The following is a 19323-nucleotide window of genomic DNA, read 5'->3' on the forward strand; positions in this document are numbered from 1 at the left end:
GGCGGCGCTGGTCAGCGGCGAGGGGCTGCCGCCCGCGCGGCGCTGCCTGGTCTGCGACCGGGAGGAGCCGCCCTTCACGCACAGCGCGGACTGCCCACGGCCCGACTGCGATCTGCGGCCGGGCGCCTCCTGCGACGGCTCCCACGAATCTACCGCGCACGACACGCTGTGGGCGGCCCTGGACAACCCGGCCACACCGGCTCAGGCGGTCGCGGGCTTCGCCGACCACCCGTCGACGGCGCTGCGCTGGGCGCTCGCCGCCCGCCCCGGTCTGCCCCCGGAGGCGTACGCCCGGCTCGCCGCGGATCCCACGCCAGGTGCCCGCGCCGACCTCGCCGAGAACCCCGCGATCGACGACACCCTGATCCGCGCGCTGGCCGACGACACGTCCCCCGACGTACGGCGCGGGCTCGCGCACAACCCACGTGTGCCGCTCGACGTGCTCACCCACGTGGCCGCCACCACCAGGATCGGCAGCACCCTCCTGCCGCGGATCGCCTCCGCCACGGCCGCCGAGGCCGAGGAGCTGGCGCGGTCGCCGCACGCGGTCGTACGCATGCTTCTGGCGCAACGGCGTGATCTGCCGGCCGAGATCCGTGACGCGCTGGCCGACGACCCCGACGCGAAGGTGGCCAAGTCCGTGGCTGCGCACCCCGGCCTCTCCGAAGCGCGGCTGCGGGCCATGGCCGATCGACACGGGGTCCAGGTCACCGCCGGGGTGGCGGCCAACCCGGACGCCACCCCCGCACTGCTGGAGCACCTGTCCCGGCACAGGCCCCCGGCGCGGAAGGCGTTCCGCGCGATCGCCCGGCACCGCCACGCCACGGGCGCGGCGCTTCTCGCCTGCCTGGCGGACGAACGGGCGAAACCCTTCGCCGCCGGCCACCCGGCGCTCCCGCCCGAGGTCATCACGGACCTGCTCACCGACCCCCACGCGCAGGTGGCCGAAGCCGCGGCCGCCAACCCCTCGCTCCCGCGCGCCGTGATGGAGAAGCTGACGAGAGAACTGCTGCCCTAGCTAGCCGAGCCCCGGCCGTCGTCACCGGTGTCGAGCCACCCGTCGGCCCGTATGCGGCCGTGCCGTCCCCTCCCCGCACGGATTGCATAAACGTGCAGCGAAACGTATAGTCATGCCATCCAAGAGGAGGGTTCCATGGCGGTACGCGTGGCGGTGGCGGGAGCGAGTGGTTATGCGGGCGGCGAAGTGCTGCGCCTGCTGCTCGCGCACCCCGAGGTCGAGATCGGTGCACTGACCGGCAACTCCAACGCGGGCCAGCGCCTGGGCGGGCTCCAGCCGCACCTGCTGCCCCTGGCCGACCGGGTGCTCCAGGAGACGACCGCCGAGGTCCTCGCCGGGCACGAGGTGGTGTTCCTCGCGCTGCCGCACGGGCAGTCCGCCGCCGTGGCCGAGCAGCTCGGCCCGCAGGTGCTCGTCGTCGACATGGGCGCCGACTTCCGCCTCAAGGACCCGGCGGACTGGGAGCGGTTCTACGGCTCGCCCCACGCCGGGACCTGGCCCTACGGCCTCCCCGAACTGCCGGGTGCCCGCGCCGCGCTGGAGGGGTCCAAGCGCATCGCGGTACCCGGTTGCTACCCCACGGCGGTGACGCTGGCCCTGTTCCCGGCCTACGCGGCGGGCCTCGCCGAGAACGAGGCCGTGATCGTCGCCGCCTCCGGCACCTCCGGCGCCGGCAAGGCGGCCAAGCCGCACCTGCTGGGCAGCGAGGTCATGGGGTCGATGACCCCGTACGGCGTCGGCGGTGGCCACCGGCACACGCCCGAGATGATGCAGAACCTCGGCGGGGTCGCCGACGAACCGGTCTCCGTCTCCTTCACACCGACCCTCGCCCCGATGCCCCGCGGCATCCTCGCCACGTGCACCGCGAAGGCGAAGCCCGGCGTCACCGCCGACTCCGTGCGCGCCGCGTACGAGAAGGCCTTCGCCGACGAGCCGTTCGTCCACCTGCTCCCCGAGGGACAGTGGCCGGCGACGGCGTCCGTCTACGGTTCCAACGCCGTTCAGATCCAGGTCGCGTACGACGAGGCCGCGGGCCGCATCATCGCGATCAGCGCCATCGACAACCTCACCAAGGGCACCGCCGGTGGCGCCCTCCAGAGCATGAACATCGCCCTCGGACTCCACGAGACGACGGGGCTTTCCACGATCGGAGTCGCACCGTGAGCGTGACGGCAGCCAAGGGATTCACGGCGGCGGGCATCGCCGCCGGAATCAAGGAGAACGGCAACCCGGACCTGGCCCTCGTGGTCAACAACGGGCCCCGCCTCGCCGCCGCGGGCGTCTTCACCTCCAACCGCGTCAAGGCCGCCCCGGTCCTCTGGTCCGAGCAGGTGCTGAAGGGCGGCCGGGTCTCCGCCGTCATCCTCAACTCCGGTGGTGCCAACGCCTGTACGGGACCGAAGGGCTTCCAGGACACCCACGCGACGGCCGAGAAGGTCGCGGAGGTCCTCGACGGGCACAACGCGGGCGAGATCGCCGTCGCCTCCACCGGCCTGATCGGCGTACTGCTGCCGATGGACAAGCTGCTCCCGGGTGTCGGGACGGCCGCCGCGCAGCTCTCCGAGCACGGCGGTGAGAAGGCCGCCATCGCCATCAAGACCACCGACACCGTGCACAAGACGGCCGTCGTCTCCAAGGACGGCTGGACCGTCGGCGGCATGGCCAAGGGCGCGGGCATGCTCGCCCCCGGCCTCGCCACCATGCTCGTCGTCCTCACCACCGACGCCGACGTCGACAGCGAGACCCTGGACCGGGCCCTGCGCGCCGCGACCAGGGTCACCTTCGACCGTGTCGACTCCGACGGCTGCATGTCCACCAACGACACCGTGCTGCTGCTCGCCTCCGGGGCCTCCCGGATCGCCCCGGAACACGCCGGGTTCGCGCAGGCCGTGCGCGAGGTGTGCGACGACCTCGGACAGCAGCTGATCCGGGACGCCGAGGGCGCCGGCAAGGACATCAAGGTCGAGGTCGTCAACGCCGCGACCGAGGACGACGCCGTGGAGGTGGGCCGCTCCATCGCCCGCAACAACCTCCTCAAGTGCGCCATCCACGGCGAGGACCCCAACTGGGGACGGGTGTTGTCCGCCATCGGCACCACGCAGGCCGCCTTCGAGGCCGACCGGCTCAACGTCGCCATCAACGGCGTCTGGGTCTGCAAGAACGGCGGCGTCGGCGAGGACCGCGACAACGTCGACATGCGCTACCGCGAGGTGCACATCGTCGCCGACCTCGCCGCCGGGTCCGAGACCGCCACCATCTGGACCAACGACCTCACCGCCGACTACGTCCACGAGAACAGCGCGTACTCCTCATGAGCGCCACGCGGAAGCACACCGCCCTCCCGAAAGCCCGCATCCTCATCGAAGCGCTGCCCTGGCTGACCCGCCACAACGGCAAGACGGTCGTCATCAAGTTCGGCGGGAACGCCATGATCGACGAGGACCTGAAGGCCGCCTTCGCCCAGGACGTCGTCTTCCTGCGGCAGGCCGGCCTCGACGTGGTCGTCGTGCACGGCGGCGGCCCGCAGATCAGCGCCGCCCTCGACAGGCACGGCATCGTCAGCGAGTTCAAGGCGGGCCTGCGCGTCACCACCGAGGACGCCATGGACGTCGTACGCATGGTGCTCGCCGGACAGGTGCAGCGCGAGCTGGTCGGGCTGCTCAACCAGCACGGACCGCTCGCCGTCGGACTGACCGGCGAGGACGCGCACACCATCACCGCCACCAAGCACCTGCCCGAGATCGACGGCGAACCGGTCGACATCGGGCGGGTGGGCGAGATCACCGCGATCGACACGGGCGCGATCAAGGCACTGCTCGCCGACGGCCGCATCCCGGTCGTCTCGTCGATCGCCCGTAGCCAGGACGACCACCATGTCTACAACGTCAATGCTGATACGGCGGCTGCGGCACTCGCTGCTGCTCTTGGCGCCGAGACCCTCATGGTCCTCACGGACGTCGAGGGCCTCTACGAGGACTGGCCCCACTCCGACGAGGTGATCAGCCGCCTCACGGCTTCCCAACTGGAGAAGCTGCTGCCGGAGTTGTCCTCCGGCATGGTGCCGAAGATGCAGGGCTGCCTGCACGCCGTACGCAACGGCGTCCGGAACGCCCGTGTCATCGACGGCCGGGTCCAGCACTCGATCCTGCTGGAGATCTTCACCGACGAGGGCATCGGCACGATGGTCGTGCCGGATGCGCAAGAGGGGGACGCTGCATGACCGCCAACGACGAGCTGACCCAGCGGTGGCAGGGCTCGCTCATGAACAACTACGGCACGCCGAAGCTCTCGCTCGTCCGTGGCGCCGGCACCCGGGTGTGGGACGCCGACGGCAAGGAGTACGTCGACTACGTCGGCGGTATCGCCGTCAACGCGCTCGGCCACGCCCACCCGGCGGTCGTCGAGGCCGTCAGCACCCAGATCGCCTCCCTCGGCCATGTCTCCAACCTGTTCATCGCCGAACCGCCCGTCGCTCTCGCCGAACGGCTCCTGGAGCACTTCGGCCGTGACGGCAAGGTCTTCTTCTGCAACTCGGGGGCCGAGGCCAACGAGGGCGCGTTCAAGATCGGCCGGCTGACCGGGCGGACGCACATGGTCGCCACCGTGGGCGGCTTCCACGGCCGGACCATGGGCGCCCTCGCTCTCACCGGCCAGCCCGGCAAGCAGACCGGCTTCCACCCGCTGCCCGGCGATGTCACGCACGTCCCGTACGGCGACGCGCAGGCCCTCGCCGCCGCGGTCACCGAGGAGACGGCCCTCGTCATCATCGAGCCCGTCCAGGGCGAGAAGGGGGTCGTGGTCCCGCCGGCCGGCTATCTGAAGGCCGCGCGGGCCATCACGGCCGCCACCGGCTCGCTGCTGGTCCTCGACGAGGTGCAGACCGGCGTCGGCCGGACCGGGCACTGGTTCGAGTACCAGGCGCACGAAGGCGTCCTGCCGGACGTCGTCACCCTCGCCAAGGGGCTCGGCGGCGGACTGCCGCTCGGCGCGACCGTCGCCTTCGGCCGGGCCGCCGATCTGCTCCAGCCCGGCCAGCACGGCACCACCTTCGGCGGCAACCCGGTCGCCTGCGCCGCCGGACTCGCCGTCCTGGAGACCATCCGGGCGGAGGGCCTGCTGGAGAACGTGAAGCGGCAGAGCGAGAAGCTGCGGAACGGAATCGAGTCCCTCGGCGACCCGATGATCGGCCATGTCCGCGGCGCGGGCCTCCTGCTGGGTATCGTGCTCACCGAGCCACTCGCGCCCCTGGCGCAACAGGCCGCGCAGGACGCCGGTTTCCTGGTGAACGCGCCCGCACCCGATGTCGTACGGCTGATGCCCGCGCTCAATATCGGTGACGCGGAGGTGGATGCCCTCCTCCAGGCGCTGCCCGGCATTCTCGACGCGGCGCGGGCGGCGCACGAAGACAGTGGGGACGGACGAGCCGGGGAATGAGACGACGATGAGCCAGGCGCAGGAGCACGACCAGGCGGGGCCCGCCGTGCCGCACACCCGCACCGCACGCCACCGGCGGATCGTGGACATCCTCAACCGGCAACCTGTGCGGTCGCAGAGCCAGTTGGCGAAGCTGCTGTCCGACGACGGGCTGAGCGTCACGCAGGCGACGCTCAGCCGGGACCTGGACGAGCTGAACGCGGTGAAGATCCGCAACACCGACGGCGACCTCATCTACGCGGTGCCGAGTGAGGGGGGCTTCCGCACCCCTCGGGCTCCGCTGGGGGAGTCGGCGAAGGAGGAGCGGATGCGGCGGCTCTCCGCGGAGCTGCTGATCTCCGCGGAGGCCTCGGCGAACCTGGTGGTGCTCCGGACCCCGCCGGGCGCGGCCCAGTTCCTGGCCTCGGCCATCGACCAGGCGGAGCTGCACGACATCCTGGGGACGATCGCCGGCGACGACACGCTGATGTTGATCAGCCGGGATCCGGTGGGTGGGCAGGCCTTGGCCGATCACTTGCTGCGGCTGGCTCAGAACGGCCACTGAGCGGCCACTGAGCGGCCAGTGAGCGCCACTGAAGGGGCGCGTTTCGCGGGGAAACCCGGCTGCGGGTGCGTCGTGGCTGGTCGCGCAAGTTCCCCGCGCCCCTGAAAAGCCGGACTCCGCCCGCTGTTCCCCGCCCGCTCCCACCTGGCTGCGGGCGGGCGTGCCGCTGGGGGAGCACGGGTGGGCGCAGCGGCACCCGGCCGGCGCCGGTGAGCGGAACGCCCCCGCTCAGCCCAGCCGCCGGGCCAGCCCTCCCGTGCAGCGGACCTCGTCGCCCGCCGTGATGAGCAGCGCTTCGGTGTCCTCCAGGGACTCCAGCCACGCCAGGCCCTCACGGGAACCCATGGCGAAGGCCGCCGTGGCCCAGCAGTCCGCCCAGGTCAGGCGGGGGGCGACGACCGTCACCGAGACCAGGTCCGTCACGGCGGACCTGCCGGTACGGGGGTCGACGATGTGGGCGCCCCGCTCGGCCGTTCCGGAGGTGGCGACGGCGAGGCGGTCGGTACCGGCGGCGGTGACGACGGCCGCGAGGCCCCCGGGACGGAGGGGATCGGCCACACCGACACGCCACGGCCGCTCGGTCCCGGGGACACCGCACAACTGGACGTCACCGCCCCCGTTCACGCTCACCCCGCTCGCCCCGGCCTCGACCAGACGCCGGGCCGCCCGTTCGGTGGCCCACCCCTTCACGAGCCCCGTCGGGTCGAAGCGTCCCTCGTACGTGGCGCTGAACCAGCCGCCGCTCGACCGCTCGGCCTCGGCGCACAGTTCGAGTACCTCGCCGACCTCGGGAGCACACTCCTCGATGGTCACCTCGCCCCGGGCCAGCCGGGAGATCTGGCTGTGCTCGCGATAGGTGCTGAACACCTCGTCCACGGCGTGGAGTCCGGCCACCGCCTCGTCGAGCGCGGCCCTGACCGCCGCGGGCTCGCCTCCTCGGAGGTCGAAGGAGAAGACGGTGCCCATGACCTCCTCGGCGTGCCGCAGCTGGGAGGGCACGGCGGGCCCGGCGGGTTCGGCCACCGGGTCAGCCGGCCTGGTCCAGCGCGGACTGGAGGGACTGCTTGTAACCGCCGCTGGTGTATGTGGCGCCCGAGACAGCATCGATGTCAGCGCTCCCTGCCGAGACGGCGTTCTGGTTGAGCTGGGGGATGGCGGTACCGCTGATCTGGGTGGAGCGGCCGCCGGTGGGCTGCTGCAGCGCCTCGGCGCCTGTGATCTTGCCGTCGATGACCGTGACGCGGACCTGGACCGGCCCGTAGTCCGTCTTGATGGCGGAGCCGGTGAGCACCTGGGTGCCCGTCGACTGCCCGGCCCCGGACTTCTCGGCACCCTCGGCGTCGCCGCCCGTGTCCTGCGCGTCGCCGCCCGCCTCGACCTCGGTGCCCGAGTCCTGCGCCTTGCCCGCCTGGTCCAGGGCGGACTGGAGGGACTCCTTGTAGCCGGCGCTGGTGTAGGTGGCGCCGGAGACGGCGTCGATGTCGGCGCTGCCCGCCGCCACGGCCGCCTGATTGAGCTTCGGCACCGAGTCACCGGTGATCTGGGTGGAGCGACCACCGCTCGGCGCCTGCACGGCCTCGGCCTTGGTGATCTTGCCGCCGCTGACCGTGATCCGGACCTGGACCGGCCCGTAGTCGGTCGTGACGGCGGTACCCGTGAGGACCTGGGCGCCCGAGTCCTGTGCCTTGCCGGCCTGGTCCAGGGCGGACTGGAGGGACTCCTTGTAGCCGGCGCTGGTGTAGGTGGCGCCGGAGACGGCGTCGATGTCGGCGCTGCCCGCCGCCACGGCGGCCTGGTTGAGCTTGGGGATGGCGTCGCCGCTGATCTGGGTGGAGCGGCCGCCGCTGGGCTGCTGCACGGCCTCGGCGCCTGTGATCTTGCCGCCGTTGACGGTGATCCGGACCTGGACCGGGCCGTACTCGGTCGTGACGGCGCTACCCGTCAGGGTCTGCGCGCCGGCCGCCACCCCGCCCTGTGCGGAAGGTGCGCCCCCGGCCGCTCCGGCCTGTACCGATCCGGCGTCCGAGGCCGGCTTCAGCGACAGCAGCAGCACGATGCCGGACACGGTGGCGGCGGTGGCGAGCAGGGTCCGCCGGATGGGGTGGCTCTTCTTCATCGCTCCTTCAGCTCCTGAAGTGTGAAGTCTCGCGGGGGAGACCCGAGGGGCGAACCCGTGGGGAAACCCATGGCCAGAAGTCGGGGTGGGAGGTCGTGGAGACCTACGGCTGGGACGGTCGGGCGGGTGGGACCGGCGGCGAGCGGTCCCGTCGCTCACATCTCGAACGACTCGTGGTGGATACGGCGGGTCGGGACACCCGCCCCGCGCAGCGCCTCGTACACGCCCTGGGCGAAGCCGGGCGGCCCGCACAGGAAGACGTCGTGGCTCTCGATGTCCGGGATCTTGCGGCGCAGGGAGTCCGGCGAGATGTCGGGGCGTTCGCCCTCCGGGCTGTTCACCGCGTACATCAGCCGCGCCCCGCGCTCCTCCGCGATCTGCGCCAGCTCGTCCCACAGGGCCAGGTCCTGGGTGGTGTTGGCCCGGTAGAGCAGGGTCAGGTCACCGGCCGCTCCGGGCAGCGTCTCGAACAGGGCCCGCATCGGCGTGATGCCCACACCGCCGGCCACCAGCAGTACCTTGCCCCGGCTGCGCTTGCCGGCCGTGAGCGCCCCGTACGGGCCCTCGGCCCACACCCGGGTGCCGGGCTCCAGGTCGCGCAGGGCCGAGCTGTGGTCGCCGATCGCCTTGACGGTGATGCGCAGCATGTTGGGGCGGGGCGCCGCCGACAGCGAGTACGGGTGCGAGCTGAAGCGCATGCCCGGTGCGAGGAACCGCCAGCGGAAGAACTGCCCGGCCTCCGCGCCCATCCGGTGCAGCTTGCGTCCGCTCATCAACACCGAGACGATGCCGGGCGACTCCTCGATGACCGCCTCGACCCGCAGTCGGTGCTTCATGTTCAGCTTGATCGGGCTGATGATCCGGTACCAGACCACCAGCGCGGTCACCGATCCGTACAGCACGTACCAGCCGGTCTTCGCGGCCGGGGTGGCGGCGAACTCGTTGCCGGTGGTGATCTGGTGCCAGAACGTCAGGAACGTGGCCGCGTACGTCAGCAGGTGCGTGTGGTACCAGACGTCGTACGGGATCCTCTTGCGCACCGGGCCGATCGAGATGAGCCCGATGAACACCAGCAGACCCGTGCCGATGGCGGCCTTGCCCATGTCCGGCAGCTGGTTGATCGAGTCGATCGTCTGCTGGAGGATCGCGGTGTGGGTGAGGCCGGCCTGGAGGGCGTACCCGTACATCGTGAGGACGACGTGCGCGACGACCAGGCAGAGCGTGTAGCGGCCGGTCATCGCGTGCCAGCGGGCCACCCGGTCGGAGCCGACCCGGCGTTCCAGCGCGGGCACCCGGGCCATCTGAAGCACCACCAGGGCCATCAGGTACCCGCCGAGCAGGCCCGTGATCCGCCCGGCGTTGACCATCTTGCTGCCCTGGTCGGCGATGGACGGCGTGTTGTCCCACCACAGCCACACCACCGCGGCCGCGCCCGCCCAGAAGGCGATGAGCAACGGGACGGCGGGAGAACGACGAGGTCGGATGCGGCGCATCGTCTGGCGGCGCGCTGCGCGACCTCCGGCGATCGTGGACACGGTTCCTCCGTGGTGGGCTGGACCCTTGGCCCACACGTACGTGCAGGGAGTGCCGTGTGTTCAACCGCGTGAACAACTGCCTCGCGGAACGCCTGGTCCCGGACGACGGCTGTGGGCCCCACGCCGTCACAGGTTCGAGGGCGGGAGCGGCAGGGGCAGCCCCGGCAGACCGTCCAGACTGGTCGCGATGTGCTCCTTGGAGCCGAAGTAGGCGCTGAGCGAGTCGTCGTCCTCGCGCGCGAAGCGCCTGCCGTGCAGGTCGCGGTCCTCCTCGTACGCCATGAAGGGTACGGAGTAGCCGCAGCTGTCGCGGATGCGTTCGGCGTGGACCACGATGACGGCGCGCAGGCCGTGCGGGGTGGGGTCGATGTCGGGGAAGCGGGCGAGGAGTTCCTTGAACCGCGGGTCGTCGCGGAAGACGGCCTCGCCCGTGCCGTGCACCCGCACGATGTTGGGCGGGCCCTGGAAGGCGCACCACATGAGGGTGATCCGGCCGTTCTCCCGCAGGTGCGCGATCGTCTCCGCGTTGGACCCGGCGAAGTCCAGGTAGGCGACGGTCAGTTCGTCGAGGATCACGAACGAACCCCGCAGCCCCTTGGGGGAGAGGTTGACCGTGCCGTCGGCGGACAGGGGCGCGGTCGCGGTGAAGAAGAGGGGCTGGGCCTCGATGAAGGTACGGAGGCGGCCGTCGATGCGGTCGTAAGTCTTTCCCATGTCTAACGATTATCGACGGAAACGCTTCGCCTGTCTAAGGAATTGGGCGCCCATCCGAGGAACTGCGCCCGAAAACGCGAATTCCGGGTGGACCCCATTGCTGGGATCCACCCGGAACCAGGTCTTCCATGGCCGTCCCGGCCGGCGTGCGGGGCGGCCACGGCCCCTGTCGCTCCCGAGGAGCGCAGGAGGTCACTCGCCGAACGAACGAATCACCGTGAGCGGATCACCATGAACGGATCACCATGAACGGTCGTCGTGCGTGGGCTGTCACCGTGACCGCCGGACCGCTGATCGAGCCGGTCGACCATCGATCGGGCAGGTGGGTGCCTACCGGTTGAGCCGACGGACTACTGGTTGAGCTGGCAGGGGGCGAGGGCTTCGAGGCCCTCGGGCTTGGCGGCGGCGCGGCCGATGGCGGTCTCGATGCGGTTCAGCGCGGCGACGCGCTTGTCCTCCAGCGGGCCGAGGATGGCGTTGTCGACGAAGTTGGCGCCGCCCTGGCCGACCGTGTCGATGAGGCGCTGGTTGGCTTCCTGGATCTGGGTGTCGAGGAGGGCCAGGTTGCGGTCGACCTCGGCCTGCGCGGAGGCGGGGATCGCCGGGAGGCTGCCCTCGACCGCGGGGCAGGTGATGGTGCCCGCGGCACCCGCGTTGCCCGCGTCCTCCGCACCCGCGCCCGCCTCCGCACCCGCTCCGGCCTCGACGTCAACCTCCTCGCCGGCGCCCGCGGCGCCACCCTGGTTGAGCTGGCAGGGGGCGAGGGCTTCGAGGCCCTCGGGCTTGGCGGCGGCGCGGCCGATGGCGGTCTCGATGCGGTTCAGCGCGGCGACGCGCTTGTCCTCCAGCGGGCCGAGGATGGCGTTCTGGACGAAGTTGGCGCCGCCCTGGCCGACCGTGTCGATCAGGCGCTGGTTGGCTTCCTGGATCTGGGTCTGCAGCTGGGCGAGGTTGCGGTCGACCTCGGCCTGCGCGGAGGCGGGGATCGCCGGCAGGCTTCCCTCGACGGCCGGGCAGGAGATGGTGCCGGGGGACGCGGCGTCCTGCCCGTTGTTGTTGGCACCCTCACCGGCGAGGGCGGAACCCGCGATGACCGCTCCGGAGAGCACGACCGCGGCGGCGCCGCCGATGATCCCTACGCGACGCTTGTTGTACTTCGGAAGAGCCCTGGACATGCGGATGCCTCACTCGAGTCGGGTGTGGTCTGTGTGTACAAACGCGGCGCCTGCGTCTGGGGAGAGTTACGGGTAAGCGGTTTCGTTTGTTCAAACCTTTCTCTGCATCTCTCAAAGTTCCGCCAGATTGACGATTCATGCAGAGTTCTGCATACTCATGCATGACGGCGAACGCAGTGTGCGGAGAGACCGTGACCGGCTGCGACCTCGCCCGAGGCGTATAAAGGTCCGCGGTCACACCCCCACCCTCTCTAGGAGCAACGCGAGTGAGCAGCAACAGCGGTGACGTACGGCTCTGGGGCGCCCGTTTCGCCGACGGTCCCGCCGAGGCCCTGGCGAAGCTGTCCGCGTCCGTCCACTTCGACTGGCGGCTGGCCCCGTACGACATCGCGGGCTCCCGCGCCCACGCGCGCGTGCTGCACAAGGCGGGCCTGCTCACCGAGGACGAGCTGACCCGGATGATCGCGGGCCTGAACCAGCTCGAAGCGGACGTGGCGTCCGGTGAGTTCGTCGGCACCGTCGCCGACGAGGACGTGCACACCGCCCTGGAGCGCGGCCTCCTGGAGCGCCTCGGCCCCGACCTGGGCGGCAAGCTGCGCGCCGGCCGGTCCCGCAACGACCAGGTCGCGACCCTCTTCCGCATGTATCTCCGCGACCACGCCCGCACGGTCGGCGGTCTCATCGCCGACCTCCAGGACGCGCTGATCGGTCTGGCGGAGGCCCACCCGGACGTGGCGATGCCCGGCCGCACGCACCTCCAGCACGCCCAGCCGGTTCTCTTCGCCCACCACGTCCTCGCCCACGTCCAGTCCCTCTCCCGGGACGCGGAGCGCCTGCGTCAGTGGGACGAGCGCACGGCCGTCTCCCCGTACGGCTCGGGCGCCCTCGCGGGCAGCAGCCTCGGCCTGGACCCGGAGGCGGTGGCCAAGGACCTGGGCTTCGAGCACGGCAGCTCCGCGAACTCCATCGACGGCACGGCGTCCCGCGACTTCGTCGCCGAGTTCGCGTTCATCACCGCGATGATCGGCGTGAACCTCTCCCGGATCGCCGAGGAGGTCATCATCTGGAACACGAAGGAGTTCTCCTTCGTGACCCTCCACGACGCGTTCTCGACGGGCTCGTCGATCATGCCGCAGAAGAAGAACCCGGACATCGCGGAGCTGGCGCGCGGCAAGAGCGGCCGCCTGATCGGCAACCTGACGGGCCTGATGGCGACCCTGAAGGCCCTGCCCCTGGCCTACAACCGCGACCTCCAGGAGGACAAGGAGCCGGTCTTCGACTCCATCGACCAGCTGGAGATCCTCCTGCCCGCCTTCACCGGCATGATGGCCACCCTCACCGTCCACCGCGAGCGCATGGAGGAACTGGCTCCCGCCGGCTTCTCCCTCGCCACCGACATCGCCGAGTGGCTCGTCAAGCAGGGCGTGCCCTTCCGCGTCGCCCACGAGGTCGCCGGCGAGTGCGTCAAGGCCGCCGAAGCCGAGAACAAGGAACTCAAGGACCTGACGGACGACCAGTTCGCCAAGATCTCCTCCCACCTGACCCCCGAGGTCCGCACGGTCCTCAATGTCCCCGGCGCCCTTGCCTCCCGCAACGGCCGCGGCGGCACGGCCCCGAGCGCGGTGGCGGTCCAGTTGGCCGACATCAAGACGGATGTGGCGACCCAGCACGCCTGGGCAACTGCCAAGAAGAGCTGAGGCAACGCGCCCCGCAAGGGGCGCGGGGAACTGCGCGACCAGCCCCCACCGAACCCGCATCCGGGGGTCGAAGAAGGGGCGCAGCCCCTCAAGGGCGGGACGGGTAGGGGCGGCGGGGGCGAAGACTCCCCGCAAGCCCCCACACCACACCACGAAGGTCATCGCGAGTTACGTTGGTCGGGAACCGCAAGGAGCCGACCGAACGGAGCTCGCGATGCCCTTCGCCCGACTGGCCGCAGCGACAACCCCCACCTGCCATCTCGGACTCGGCCTCGCCGCAGTCGCCCGCCCCGGTTACATCAACCTCGGCCGTGACGCCGACCTCGGAGCGACCCGCACCGTCGAGGCCCTGCGCACCCGCACCCACGAACTCCTCGACGCCGCCCACGCCCAGGGCGTCCGCTACTTCGACGTGGCCCGCTCGTACGGCCTCTCGGAGGAGTTCCTCGCCGACTGGCTGAAGGCACGCCCCGGCATCGACGACATCGTCGTCGGCAGCAAGTGGGGCTACACCTACACCGCCGACTGGACCACCGACGCCGAGAGGCACGAGGTCAAGGACCACAGCCTCCAGACGTTCGAGCGACAGCGCGTCGAAACACGTGACCTGCTCGGCGACCGCCTCGACCTCTACCAGATCCACTCGGTGACCCCGGACAGCCCGGCACTCACCGACAAGGAACTCCACGCCAGGCTGGCTCAGGCCGCCGCGGAGGGCGTCACCGTCGGCTTCTCCACCAGCGGCCCGGCCCAGGCGGAGGCCATCCGCACCGCGCTCGCCGTGACCGTCGACGGCGAACCCCTCTTCCGTACCGTCCAGTCGACGTACAACGCGCTGGAGACCTCCGCGGCGCCCGCCCTCGCCGAGGCGCACGACGCCGGGCTCACCGTGATCGTCAAGGAGGGCATGGCCAACGGCCGTCTGGCCGGGCCGCACGCCCCGGACGCGCTCAGGACCGTCGCCGAGCAGACCGGCCTCGGCTGCGACGCGGTCGCCCTGGCGGTGGTCCTGCGGCAGCCGTGGGCCGGCGTCGTCCTCTCCGGCGCGGCCACCACCGCCCAACTCGCCTCCAACCTGCACGCGGCGGTCGTGGACCTCGACGACGAGCAGCTCACCGGTCTCACAGGCCTGGTCGAGGACCCGCGGACGTACTGGGAGAAGCGCGGACAGCTGCCCTGGCACTGAGAACGGCTGCCCCGGGCACGGAAGAACCCTGCTGAGCCCTTCACCGTGAGACGCCCATGCTCGTGCTGAGACAAAGTTGTCTCACATGGGATATGGTCGTCTCATGGCCGTCGATCGTGAGCATGTGCTGCGCAGCGCAGCCGCCCTGTTGGCCCGTAAGTCCACCGCGACGATGGACGAGGTCGCGAAGACCGCCGGGATCAGCCGGGCCACGCTGCACCGCCACTTCGCCGGGCGCGACGCGCTCGTACGGGCGCTGGAGGCGCTCGGCATCGCGGAGTGCGAGGCCGCGCTCGACGCGGCACGCCCGACCGAGGGCCCGGCACGCGAGGCCGTACGACGGCTCGTGCGGGAGATCGAACCGGCCGCGGGCCTCCTCGCCTTCCTCTACACCGAGAGCCAGTTGTTCGAGGGGGAGGAGCAGCACGAGGGCTGGTCCCGCATCGACGACCGCATCGCGGCCCTGTTCAAACGCGGCCAGGCGGCCGGCGAGTTCCGTATCGACCTCACCCCGGCCTGGCTCACCGAGGCGCTGTACGGCCTGCTGGCCTCCGGCGCCTGGGCGGTCTCGGAAGGCCGCGTGGCCTCCAAGGACTTCACCTTCATGATCGCCGAACTGCTGCTCGGCGGCGCACTGCGTCACCCCGAACAACCGAGAGAGGATTCATGACCAGCACCCTGCAGCCGGCCCGCACGACGGAGGCGGAGAAGAGGCCGGGCCGCTGGCTCGCGCTCTCCGTCCTTGTGCTCGCCGTGCTGCTGGTGGCCGTCGACGCGACCGTCCTCGGTCTCGCGACCCCCTACATCAGCGAGGACCTCAAGCCCTCGGGCACCCAGCTCCTGTGGATCGGTGACGTCTACTCGTTCGTCATCGCGGGCCTGCTCGTCTCGGCGGGCAGCCTCGGCGACCGCATCGGCCGCAAGAAGCTGCTGCTCATAGGAGCCGCGGCGTTCGGCGCGATATCCGTGCTCAACGCCTACGCCACGACGCCCGAGATGATGATCTTCGCGCGGGCGCTGCTCGGTGTCGCGGGCGCGACCCTGATGCCCGCCACCCTCGCCCTGATCCGCAACCTCTTCCACGACCCGCGCGAGCGCAGCCTCGCCGTCGGCATCTGGGGCGCCACGGCCTCCGCCGGCACGGCGGTCGGTCCGGTCGTCGGCGGTTTCCTGCTGGAACACTTCTGGTGGGGCTCGGTCTTCCTGATCAACCTGCCGGTGATGGCCGTCCTCGTCCTCGTCGGCATCAAGCTGCTGCCCGAGTCCCGCCACCCGAACCCGGGCCCGTGGGACGCGCTCAGCGTCGGTCTCTCGCTCGTCGGCATGATCGGTGTCGTGTACGCGGTGAAGGAGACCGCCACCCACGGCCTCGAGGGCAACGCGCTCGCCGCAGGCCTCTTCGGCGTCGCCGGACTCTTCTTCTTCGTACGCCGTCAGCTCACCCTGCCGCACCCGCTGCTGGACATGCGGCTGTTCCGCAACCGGGGCTTCTCCGGTGCCGTCCTCGCCGACCTGCTGACCATCCTCGGCCTGTCCGGCCTGGTCTTCTTCCTCTCGCAGTTCCTGCAACTCGTCCAGGGCCGACGCCCGTTGGAGGCCGGACTCGCCGAACTGCCGGCGGCCATCGGCGCGGTGGCCGCGGGCCTGATCGCCGGAGCCGCAGCCCGCCGCTTCTCGGTCCGTTCCGTGGTCGCGGGCGGCCTGGCGGCCATCGGCGTGGCCCTCGCCCTGCTCACCCTGGTCGACCGGTCCACCGGCTACCCCCTGATCGGTGCCGCGCTGCTGATCGTCGGCATCGGCGCGGGCTTCTCCTTCACCGTCACCGCCGACGTCATCCTCTCCAGCGTCCCGAAGGAACAGGCGGGGTCGGCCTCGGCGGTGTCCGAGACGGCGTACGAGTTGGGGGCGGCCCTGGGCATCGCGGTCCTGGGCTCGATCGTCACGGGCGTCTACCGCGACTTCGCCGCACCCGTGGGCACCCCGGCCGAGGCCCGCGAGTCACTGGGCGGAGCGATGGAGGTGGCGTCGGCCATGCCGCCGAACGAGGCGCAGGAAATGCTGGCATCGGCTCAAGCGGCCTTCGTCGACGGCCTGGCCATCGCCGCCGGCGCAGGCGCGGCGGTTCTCCTGGCGACAGCGGCGGCAGCTTGGTTCCTGCTTCGCGGCCAACGGTTGGACGGCAGGGCTTAGGGGCGTGGGGGGACTGCGTCAACAGCCCCCGCCGACCCGCAGCCGACGAATGACCGAAGAGCCAGGCGCCTCCGGCGGAGCGGCGCCGCGGAGCTACGCCGCCTCTTTGGCCTTCGACGCATACATGTCCACGTACTCCTGGCCGGACAGCCGCATGACCTCGGTCATCACGGAATCGGTCACCGCCCGCAGCACATACCGGTCCCGGTCCATCCCCTCGTACCGGGAGAACTCCATCGCCTCACCGAACCGCACGGTCACCCGATGCGGCCGGGGCACCCCCGCACCCCCCGGCTGAATCCTGTCCGTCCCGATCATCGCGAAGGGGACGACCGGCGCCCCGGTCATCAACGTCAGCCGGGCGATCCCCGTACGACCCCGGTACAGGCGGCCGTCGGGCGACCGCGTCCCCTCGGGGTAGATGCCGAACACCCTGCCCTCGTCCAGCACCCGCCGCCCCGTCATCAGGGCGGCGACACCGCCCCGGCCGCCGTCGCGGTCGACGGGGATCATGCCGACGCCGGTGAAGAACCAGGCCATCAGACGGCCCTTGATCCCCTTGCCGGTGACGTACTCGTCCTTGCCGATGAAGAAGACCTGCCGGTCGCAGACCAGGGGCAGGATCATCGAGTCGATGAAGGTCACATGGTTACCGGCGAGGATCACCGGACCGTCCCCCGGGATGTGCTCCACGCCCTCCACCCGGGGGCGGAACATCAGGCGCATGATCGGTCCGAGCACTGCCTTGATGAGCACGAAGCGGGACAACGGGCCCTCCCATGTCAAGCGTTCCGGTACAAGTCTGTGCAGGTGAGGACGATACTCCCGGCTCACGGGCCGGCGCACACCGGGTTCACCGAGTGGATACCAAGTGTTGACGCTGCTTTACCTGCGGTGACGTAAAGGTGGCGGCCCGTCACGGACATGAAACATGTGACGGACATCGCGCCACCGAACCGACACTCTGTCAAAATCCGCCTCTCGTGCGACACGAGGCGTCTTCCGCGTGTTCGGTCCCAGGTCTCCCAACGGTCACCTCGGGACACCTACGATCGTCCCGCTTTGACAGGTGCAGGGCATCACGGTGGAGGAGCCGGTCATGGGGACGCAGGAGTCGCGGCAGGCGCAGGACTCGAACGAGCAGGGACGCGGAGCGGGCCGACGGGCACTGCTAGGCGCCGCGGTGCTCGGCGCGGGCGGAGCGGTCCTCGGACTGCCGGCCACGGCGAGAGCCGACGGGGCCGAGTCGGGGGGGAAGTCGGGCGGCGGCCACCGGGGCCTGCCGGTGCCGACGATCATCGCGCACCGCGGCGCGAGCGGTTACCGCCCGGAGCACACGCTCGGCTCGTACCAGCTCGCCCTCGACCTGGGCGCGCACGTCATCGAGCAGGACCTCGTGCCCACCAAGGACGGCCATCTCGTGTGCCGTCACGAGAACGACATCACCGGCACGACCGATGTCGCGGCGCACCCCGAGTTCGCCGCCCGGAAGACCACGAAGACCGTCGACGGCGTCTCCTACACCGGCTGGTTCACCGAGGACTTCACCCTCGCCGAGCTGAAGACCCTGCGCGCCAAGGAGCGCATCCCGGGCAACCGCCAGGAGAACACCCTCTACGACGGCCGCTGGGAGATCCCCACCTTCGAGGAGGTGCTGCGCTGGGCCGAAAAGGAGGGGAAGAAGCGGGGCAAGCGCGTCTGGCTGTACGTCGAGACCAAGCACCCCACCTACTTCCGCAAGCTGGGCCTGGGCCTTGAGGAGCCCCTCGCCAAGCTGCTGCGCAAGTACGACCGGCACAAGAAGAACTCGCCGGTCTTCCTCCAGTCGTTCGAGCCGAGCAGCATCCAGCGCCTGAACCGCCTGGTCGACAGCCCTCTCGTCGTGCTGCTCTCCGGTGCCGCCACCCGTCCCTGGGACTTCGTCGAGGTCGGCGACCCGCGTACCGTGGCCGACCTGGTCAAGTCGGCCGGGCTCGCCTGGATCGCCTCGTACGCAGGCGGCATCGGGCCCACGCTCGACCTGATCATCCCGCGAGACTCGGCCGGCAACCTCACCACGCCGACCACGCTCGTCGCCGACGCGCACGCCGAGGGCCTGATCCTGCACCCCTACACCATGCGCAACGAGAACACCTTCCTGCCCGCGAACTTCCGCAGGGGCACGGACGCCAACGCCTACGGCGACGCCTTCGGCGCGTTCAAGGTGTACTTCGAGACCGGCATCGACGGCATCTTCACCGACAACCCGGACACGGGCCTGCTGGCCCACGCGGACTTCGTCGACGGCTGACGTCCGACCGGTGGGCCTGGCCGTCGACGGCCGATGTCCGACTGGTGGACCTGGCCGTCCACGACCGACGCCCGACCGGTGGACCGACCGTCAACAACCGAAGCCCCGTGCCCCGATTGGGGTGACTACCGTCCGCCCCGGCAACCCCTGCCGGGGCGGCGGCGTCCCGGGGCATATGACACACGACATGCTCACCACCCTCCGCCCCCTGCTCGTCGCGGAGGTGTCGGCCGAGGCCTACGCGGCCGGCACCGAGGAGGGGGACCTGGAACAGGCGGTCTGGCTGCGTCTGCTGGAACGGCTCGACGCCGACGGTCCACCCGCGGACCCCGAGGGCTGGCTGCGCAGCGCCGTCCGCTTCGAGGCCCGCCTCAGCCGTCGCGCGGCCCGGGTCGAACAGCCCTACGCCGCCGAGCCCGCCGAC

The 19323-nt window shown here is 71.0% G+C and carries 17 protein-coding genes and 1 pseudogene; 12 read left to right on the plus strand and 6 right to left on the minus strand.

Going from position 1 to position 19323, the window contains the following annotated elements; translation table 11 throughout:
* The 6 genes from AWZ10_RS23700 to AWZ10_RS23725 all read left to right on the plus strand — a co-directional run.
* Window positions 1–1018 (plus strand): hypothetical protein (locus AWZ10_RS23700; RefSeq protein WP_060892001.1); only part of this gene is annotated, 1018 nt, incomplete at its 5' end.
* Window positions 1019–1153: 135 nt separating this feature from the next.
* Entirely contained in the window at window positions 1154–2182 is a 1029-nt protein-coding gene (argC, locus tag AWZ10_RS23705; protein WP_046705614.1) for an N-acetyl-gamma-glutamyl-phosphate reductase, read from the plus strand.
* Window positions 2179–3333 carry a bifunctional glutamate N-acetyltransferase/amino-acid acetyltransferase ArgJ gene (argJ, locus tag AWZ10_RS23710; protein ID WP_046705615.1) on the plus strand — a complete coding sequence of 385 codons (1155 nt, stop codon included), beginning with the start codon at window positions 2179–2181 and terminating at the stop codon, window positions 3331–3333. The genes argC and argJ overlap by 4 nt, the downstream gene beginning before the upstream one ends.
* Window positions 3330–4238, plus strand: a complete 909-nt coding sequence (gene argB, locus AWZ10_RS23715) for an acetylglutamate kinase (RefSeq protein WP_046705616.1) — start codon at window positions 3330–3332, stop codon at window positions 4236–4238. Before argJ ends, argB begins: the two co-directional genes overlap by 4 nt.
* Window positions 4235–5452 carry an acetylornithine transaminase gene (locus tag AWZ10_RS23720; protein ID WP_060892002.1) on the plus strand — a complete coding sequence of 406 codons (1218 nt, stop codon included), beginning with the start codon at window positions 4235–4237 and terminating at the stop codon, window positions 5450–5452. The genes argB and AWZ10_RS23720 overlap by 4 nt, the downstream gene beginning before the upstream one ends.
* Before the next feature lie 7 nt (window positions 5453–5459).
* Window positions 5460–5996, plus strand: a complete 537-nt coding sequence (locus AWZ10_RS23725) for an arginine repressor (protein WP_046705618.1) — start codon at window positions 5460–5462, stop codon at window positions 5994–5996.
* 228 nt (window positions 5997–6224) lie between these two features.
* On the opposite strand, the gene AWZ10_RS23730 is transcribed toward AWZ10_RS23725, so the two are convergent.
* The 5 genes from AWZ10_RS23730 to AWZ10_RS23750 all read right to left on the minus strand — a co-directional run bounded on the left by AWZ10_RS23730 (window position 6225) and on the right by AWZ10_RS23750 (window position 11536).
* Window positions 6225–7019, minus strand: coding sequence for an FAD:protein FMN transferase (locus tag AWZ10_RS23730; protein ID WP_046705619.1), 795 nt, complete (start codon window positions 7017–7019; stop codon window positions 6225–6227).
* A gap of 4 nt (window positions 7020–7023) precedes the next feature.
* A complete protein-coding gene (locus AWZ10_RS23735) occupies window positions 7024–8112 on the minus strand; it encodes an FMN-binding protein (protein WP_046705620.1) in 1089 nt (362 codons plus the stop codon).
* Between the two features lie 155 nt (window positions 8113–8267).
* Window positions 8268–9605: a ferredoxin reductase family protein gene (locus AWZ10_RS23740; RefSeq protein WP_046705621.1), complete on the minus strand. Its 1338-nt coding sequence runs from the start codon at window positions 9603–9605 to the stop codon at window positions 8268–8270.
* A gap of 168 nt (window positions 9606–9773) precedes the next feature.
* Window positions 9774–10361 carry a pyridoxamine 5'-phosphate oxidase family protein gene (locus AWZ10_RS23745; RefSeq protein WP_046705622.1) on the minus strand — a complete coding sequence of 196 codons (588 nt, stop codon included), beginning with the start codon at window positions 10359–10361 and terminating at the stop codon, window positions 9774–9776.
* Between the two features lie 350 nt (window positions 10362–10711).
* Entirely contained in the window at window positions 10712–11536 is an 825-nt protein-coding gene (locus AWZ10_RS23750) for a hypothetical protein (RefSeq protein ID WP_060892003.1), read from the minus strand.
* Window positions 11537–11802: 266 nt separating this feature from the next.
* On the opposite strand from AWZ10_RS23750, the gene argH reads away from it, so the two are divergent.
* From argH to AWZ10_RS23770, 4 genes are all read left to right on the plus strand, one after another.
* The gene (gene argH / locus AWZ10_RS23755; protein ID WP_046705624.1) at window positions 11803–13233 is read left to right on the plus strand and encodes an argininosuccinate lyase; all 1431 of its coding nucleotides are present in this window, start codon (window positions 11803–11805) and stop codon (window positions 13231–13233) included.
* Between the two features lie 214 nt (window positions 13234–13447).
* Complete coding sequence (locus AWZ10_RS23760) at window positions 13448–14419, plus strand: aldo/keto reductase (RefSeq protein ID WP_046702672.1); 972 nt, start codon at window positions 13448–13450, stop codon at window positions 14417–14419.
* Window positions 14420–14522: 103 nt separating this feature from the next.
* A complete protein-coding gene (locus AWZ10_RS23765) occupies window positions 14523–15089 on the plus strand; it encodes a TetR/AcrR family transcriptional regulator (RefSeq protein WP_046702671.1) in 567 nt (188 codons plus the stop codon).
* Entirely contained in the window at window positions 15086–16609 is a 1524-nt protein-coding gene (locus AWZ10_RS23770) for an MFS transporter (protein ID WP_046702670.1), read from the plus strand. Before AWZ10_RS23765 ends, AWZ10_RS23770 begins: the two co-directional genes overlap by 4 nt.
* 93 nt (window positions 16610–16702) lie before the next feature.
* Here AWZ10_RS23770 and AWZ10_RS23775 read toward each other — a convergent pair whose 3' ends face one another.
* Window positions 16703–17377, minus strand: coding sequence for a lysophospholipid acyltransferase family protein (locus AWZ10_RS23775; RefSeq protein ID WP_037701619.1), 675 nt, complete (start codon window positions 17375–17377; stop codon window positions 16703–16705).
* 331 nt (window positions 17378–17708) lie between these two features.
* On the opposite strand from AWZ10_RS23775, the gene AWZ10_RS23780 reads away from it, so the two are divergent.
* A complete protein-coding gene (locus AWZ10_RS23780; RefSeq protein WP_208618549.1) occupies window positions 17709–18899 on the plus strand; it encodes a glycerophosphodiester phosphodiesterase in 1191 nt (396 codons plus the stop codon).
* A gap of 175 nt (window positions 18900–19074) precedes the next feature.
* A pseudogene (locus AWZ10_RS23785) lies at window positions 19075–19323 on the plus strand (sigma-70 family RNA polymerase sigma factor); the annotation flags it as partial.

This window comes from Streptomyces europaeiscabiei, assembly GCF_001550375.1.
Taxonomy (GTDB): Bacteria; Actinomycetota; Actinomycetes; order Streptomycetales; family Streptomycetaceae; genus Streptomyces; species Streptomyces europaeiscabiei.

Excerpts from the sequence above, each read along its gene's own strand:
- argC (WP_046705614.1), top strand. The coding sequence starts at position 1,154 with ATGGCGGTACGCGTGGCGGTGGCGGGAGCGAGTGGTTATGCGGGCGGC.
- argB (WP_046705616.1), top strand. The coding sequence starts at position 3,330 with ATGAGCGCCACGCGGAAGCACACCGCCCTCCCGAAAGCCCGCATCCTC.
- AWZ10_RS23720 (WP_060892002.1), top strand. The coding sequence starts at position 4,235 with ATGACCGCCAACGACGAGCTGACCCAGCGGTGGCAGGGCTCGCTCATG.
- AWZ10_RS23725 (WP_046705618.1), top strand. The coding sequence starts at position 5,460 with ATGAGCCAGGCGCAGGAGCACGACCAGGCGGGGCCCGCCGTGCCGCAC.
- AWZ10_RS23735 (WP_046705620.1), bottom strand. The coding sequence starts at position 8,112 with ATGAAGAAGAGCCACCCCATCCGGCGGACCCTGCTCGCCACCGCCGCC.
- AWZ10_RS23740 (WP_046705621.1), bottom strand. The coding sequence starts at position 9,605 with ATGCGCCGCATCCGACCTCGTCGTTCTCCCGCCGTCCCGTTGCTCATC.
- AWZ10_RS23745 (WP_046705622.1), bottom strand. The coding sequence starts at position 10,361 with ATGGGAAAGACTTACGACCGCATCGACGGCCGCCTCCGTACCTTCATC.
- AWZ10_RS23750 (WP_060892003.1), bottom strand. The coding sequence starts at position 11,536 with ATGTCCAGGGCTCTTCCGAAGTACAACAAGCGTCGCGTAGGGATCATC.
- AWZ10_RS23760 (WP_046702672.1), top strand. The coding sequence starts at position 13,448 with ATGCCCTTCGCCCGACTGGCCGCAGCGACAACCCCCACCTGCCATCTC.
- AWZ10_RS23765 (WP_046702671.1), top strand. The coding sequence starts at position 14,523 with ATGGCCGTCGATCGTGAGCATGTGCTGCGCAGCGCAGCCGCCCTGTTG.
- AWZ10_RS23770 (WP_046702670.1), top strand. The coding sequence starts at position 15,086 with ATGACCAGCACCCTGCAGCCGGCCCGCACGACGGAGGCGGAGAAGAGG.
- AWZ10_RS23780 (WP_208618549.1), top strand. The coding sequence starts at position 17,709 with ATGGGGACGCAGGAGTCGCGGCAGGCGCAGGACTCGAACGAGCAGGGA.